The following is a 2,357-nucleotide window of genomic DNA, read 5'->3' as shown; positions in this document are numbered from 1 at the left end:
CGTAACCCCTGCGGGCCAGCGGTCATCAAATCGACCGCATCAAAGGCCGAATACATGACCGCTCCAGACTTGCGCCGTATCTGCTAATTGCCTCTTGCCTAAGAGGGGCCGTCCATACATGACGAAGCAACTGACGCAGCACATCAGTTCCGAATCAAATTCCCTCGCCGGCCAGCTCTTCCGAGAGCGTCGAGACCTGGTCCTGGGCGCTGCGCATCATCGGGTAGATCGCCAGCACCTTCTGCCACGCTTCCAGCGCCGACTGCTTGTGGCCGGTCTCGGTCATGATCTGGGCAAGGCCGGAGAGCGCGCCGAAATGGCGCGGCTCGAGCTGCAAGGTGCGGTCGATATCGGCCATCGACTTCCCGTAGTTCTTCATCAGGAAATGCACGGTGGCACGGCGGTTCCAGCCTTCGGCATAGTCGGGCTGCAAGGTCACGACCTGGTCGAGGAAATCGAGGGCGACGTCGAATTTCTGGTCTTCCGTCGCCTTTTGCGCCCACTGCATCATCAGGTCGATCGAAGCGCTGCCCGACTGGCTCCATTCGTTCCAGATGCGGCCGGCGATGCGCTCGGCCGCCTTCTCGTTGCGCTCGCGCTTCAGCTCGGTAAAGAGCTGGTCGAGGCGGCCCTGCTTGGTCGGAGCGGCCGGCGGCGGCGTGGCGGTGGGCGGCGGCGCGGCATCCGGAGGCAGCGCGCCCGGCACCTCTTCGGCTCCCGCAGGCAAGCCGGAAAGCAAAAGGGCGGTGAAAAATGCAAAAAGAATCCGCATCGCCGGAATCTAGTCCCGGACGGCGGATCGTCAAAGTGATTTTAGCGTGAGAGCGCCGGCGAACCGGCACTCGACATCAACGCGGCGCATAGCGTCGCGCAGCAAGCTCAGCCCTGGCGCGCCTTGTAGCGCGGAGCGGTCTTGTTGATGATGTAGATGCGTCCCTTGCGGCGAACCAGCCGGTTGTCGCGGTGACGCGCCTTGAGCGCCTTGAGCGAATTCTTGATCTTCATGGTCTTGCCTGTTCGGTCAGGGCCCGTCCCGGGCCGAATTTTAAAGGCGCGCCCGAAAAAAGCGCGCCTTTGAACTTGGCGTGGCTCATAAACGAGGAGTGTTGTCCGTGTCAACCACGTGACGGTGCCGAATGCCACAAGCGGGCCGGCATATCAAATATTCACCATCCGCCCGGTGCGGCATTGCGCGACTCGAAAGCGGCTGGAATGGTGCAATCTCGGCGAAACGACGGGAGATTCCACATGCGCCGCCTGGTTTTGCCTGCCTGTCTGGTCCTGCTTGCGACCGCGCCAGCCGCCTTTGCCGAGGACTGCGACCGAAACGACGACAGCCAGTCGATGCTGAACATCTGCGCCGATGCCGACTATCGGGCGGCCGACGCCAAGCTCAATGCCGCCTATAAGAACATCGTCGGCAGCAACGATCAGGCCTCGAACAAGCTATTGCAGACGGCGCAGCGCGCCTGGATCGCTTTCCGCGACGCCGAATGCGCCTATTCGACCGCCGACAGCGAGGGCGGCTCCATCCATCCGATGGAGGTGTCGCAGTGCCTGACGAAGCTCACCAACGAGCGCACGAAGCAGCTCACGTCCGACGCCAACTGCAAGCTCAGCGATCCGGGCTGCGCCGGCTCGGACGCGGGCAGCGACGACCAGGATCTGCAGTAAGCGACGTTTATCGCGGCCTGATGAGGCGCGTGAAATGGCCCATCTTGCGGCCGGGGCGCGACTCGGCCTTGCCGTAAAGATGCAGCATCAGATCGGGTTCGTTAAGCAGCGCCGGCACCCTCAGCATGTCGTCGCCGATCAGGTTTTCCATCACGCAATCAAAATGGCGGGCAGGCGAGCCCAGCGGCAGGCCGGTGACGGCGCGGATATGCTGCTCGAACTGCGAGACGACGCAGGCGGCTTCCGTCCAGTGGCCGGAATTGTGGACGCGCGGCGCCAGCTCGTTGGCCAGAAGCGAACCGTCGGCAAGCACGAAGAATTCGACGCCGATGACGCCGACATAGTCGAGCGCGGAGAGGATTTTCGCGGCCGCGTCCTTGGCGGCCGTCGCTGTCGCCGGATCAATCGCGGCTGGAAGCGTCGAGGTGCGCAGGATGCCTTCGCGGTGGACGTTTTCCGCCGGATCGTAAGCCGCGACGGATCCGTCCAGCCCACGCGCGGCGATCACCGAAATCTCGCGCTCGAAGGCGACGAGCGATTCGAGGATCAGCGGCACATTGCCCATGGCCTCGCAGACACCGGCAAAACCGGCCGTTTCCATGTTGCGGAAGACGCGTTGGCCCTTGCCGTCATAGCCCATGCGGCGGGTCTTCAGCACGCCGCTGCCGTTGAACGTCTTGAGC

4 protein-coding genes are annotated in these 2,357 nt (G+C 63.3%); 1 reads left to right on the top strand and 3 read right to left on the bottom strand.

Annotated elements, in window-relative coordinates; genetic code table 11:
* Nucleotides 1–154: 154 nt before the first annotated feature.
* Together EOD07_RS31145 and ykgO are read right to left on the bottom strand one after the other, a co-directional pair.
* Complete coding sequence (locus EOD07_RS31145) at nucleotides 155–772, bottom strand: hypothetical protein (protein ID WP_127238016.1); 618 nt, start codon at nucleotides 770–772, stop codon at nucleotides 155–157.
* 107 nt (nucleotides 773–879) lie between these two features.
* On the bottom strand, nucleotides 880–1,005 hold the full coding sequence (ykgO, locus tag EOD07_RS31140; RefSeq protein ID WP_040974291.1) for a type B 50S ribosomal protein L36: 126 nt from the start codon (nucleotides 1,003–1,005) through the stop codon (nucleotides 880–882).
* A gap of 243 nt (nucleotides 1,006–1,248) precedes the next feature.
* Here ykgO and EOD07_RS31135 point away from each other — a divergent pair, with 243 nt between their 5' ends.
* Entirely contained in the window at nucleotides 1,249–1,674 is a 426-nt protein-coding gene (locus EOD07_RS31135) for a lysozyme inhibitor LprI family protein (protein ID WP_127238015.1), read from the top strand.
* A gap of 7 nt (nucleotides 1,675–1,681) precedes the next feature.
* Here EOD07_RS31135 and EOD07_RS31130 read toward each other — a convergent pair.
* Nucleotides 1,682–2,357, bottom strand: a 676-nt coding sequence (locus EOD07_RS31130; protein WP_127238014.1) for an ATP-grasp domain-containing protein, incomplete at its 5' end; no start/stop codon positions are given.

Source organism: Mesorhizobium sp. M2C.T.Ca.TU.002.02.1.1, from assembly GCF_003997225.1.
This window is presented reverse-complemented; position numbering and strand designations above follow the sequence as displayed.